We start from the raw sequence: 1,792 nt of genomic DNA on the forward strand, positions 1-1,792 counted from the left end.
TATAATGTACCCATAACAGTGGACACGCGAATTAGTGTAGTACCCGTTTTACGGACACCCACACAAGACATGCCCCTGTTCTTAGACACTGTTCCCATGTGAACCCTTTTTCTTGGACACTCCCTTCCAGATGTGATATTCTAATCACAGAAATGGAGGATTTTCATGAACAGAAAACTATTCACAGAGGAACAACAACAGTTACTTCGTCAAAACCCTTACATCTACAGTGTCACTGAGACAAGGATCACTCTCACCAAAGAATTCAAGGAACTCTTCATGACCGCATACAAAGCCGGTGAATCTCCGAGAAAGATCCTTGAAGATCATGGTTTTGACATCAACATCATTGGAGAGCGACGCATATGGAGCATTTCCAATCATATCCGTACAGAATATAAAAAGTACGGGGAATTCCATGAAGGTTATGGTCCACGGGGTGAAACAGCCAGACATGTGGCACCCACAGATGCTGCCAGGCCGGTATCCGAGGCTGATGAAATCAAACAGCTCCGGCATGAAGTAGATTACCTGAAACAGGAAATGGAATTTCTAAAAAAAATTTCCTCAATCAGAACTACAAGGAAGTAGGTGCACTGCTCATGAACGATTCTTCCTGTGCATTCGAAATCATCTACAACACAGTCCAGCAAAGCCATAACGCCATGTCTGTCAGGACACTCTGTGAAATGGCAGGCGTATCCCGCAGCGGTTATTACGCCTGGGTCAAAGCCGCCCCTGCAAGAGAACTTAAAGAACAGCAGGATCGTGATGACTTTGATCTGATACTCGCTGCCTACAAAATGCACGGCTATACAAAAGGTGCCAAGGGCATCTACATGGCCCTGCTTCACATGGATCCGCCTGTGATCATGAATCTCAAAAAGATCCGTCGTCTGATGGAAAAATTCAATCTGTCCTGCCCCTACAGGGGCCCGAACCCTTACAGGCGCATGGCCAAAGCCCTTAAGACAAGCAATGTCGCAGACAACCTGCTTCAGCGTGAATTTGAGGCATACGGTCCCAGAATCGTCCTGCTGACGGACATCACCTATCTGCCGTACAATGGCACCTTTGCTTATTTATCTACTATCCTGGATGCCTTTACCAAGCAGATACTGTCGTACGTGCTCAGTCCATCACTGGAAGTGGATTTCGTCTTGGAAACCATCAACAAACTGGTGGAAAATCATGGAGTCTCCCTCCAAGCGGAAACGATCATTCATTCAGATCAGGGCTGCCACTATACCAGCCACAAGTTCATAAATATCCTTTATGATAAAAAACTCCGCCAGTCCATGTCCCGCAGGGGAAACTGCTGGGACAACGCTCCGCAGGAAAGCTTCTTCGGCCATATGAAAGACCACATCATGCCGAAACTTGCGGAATGTACCGAGTTTGCTGAGGTTCAGGTCATCATTGATGACTATATGGATTATTACAACAATCAGCGTTATCAGTGGCATCTTGCCAAGCTGTCGCCTAATGAATTCTACAAATTTGTTACTACCGGGGAGTATCCTCTGGATATCCCGAATGCACCTGCCCCGCCAGCCATTAGGAAAGAACCTAAAGAGCTTGTCAAGACGGCAGTTCATATAGATTCTGAAAAATAAAGCTTAACAGAATATCATATCAATTCGATTTGTCCAATTTAGTGGGCACATCAAATGTCATGTGTCCACTTATGTGGATAACCAGACAATGGAATGTCCGAAATCAGGGATATCACTTTTGTGTAGGTGTCTAAAAAATAGGCACTACACTAATTCAAAATGTCCTTGACAAGGGG

The 1,792-nt window shown here is 45.3% G+C and carries 2 protein-coding genes; both read left to right on the plus strand.

Annotation, left to right across the window (positions count from 1 at the left end):
• Positions 1 to 165 precede the first annotated feature (165 nt).
• Positions 166 to 591, plus strand: coding sequence for an HTH domain-containing protein (locus tag ACTNES_RS20660; RefSeq protein WP_441040551.1), 426 nt, complete (start codon positions 166 to 168; stop codon positions 589 to 591).
• 11 nt (positions 592 to 602) lie between these two features.
• Positions 603 to 1,616 (plus strand): IS3 family transposase, encoded by a 1,014-nt coding sequence (locus tag ACTNES_RS20665; RefSeq protein WP_441040552.1) that lies wholly within the window; start codon positions 603 to 605, stop codon positions 1,614 to 1,616.
• The last annotated feature ends 176 nt before the right edge of the window (positions 1,617 to 1,792 follow it).

Source organism: Blautia sp. HCP3S3_D9 (assembly GCF_052063845.1).
In the GTDB taxonomy this organism is placed as follows: domain Bacteria; phylum Bacillota; class Clostridia; order Lachnospirales; family Lachnospiraceae; genus Blautia_A.

Excerpts from the sequence above, each read along its gene's own strand:
- ACTNES_RS20660 (WP_441040551.1), top strand. The coding sequence starts at position 166 with ATGAACAGAAAACTATTCACAGAGGAACAACAACAGTTACTTCGTCAA.
- ACTNES_RS20665 (WP_441040552.1), top strand. The coding sequence starts at position 603 with ATGAACGATTCTTCCTGTGCATTCGAAATCATCTACAACACAGTCCAG.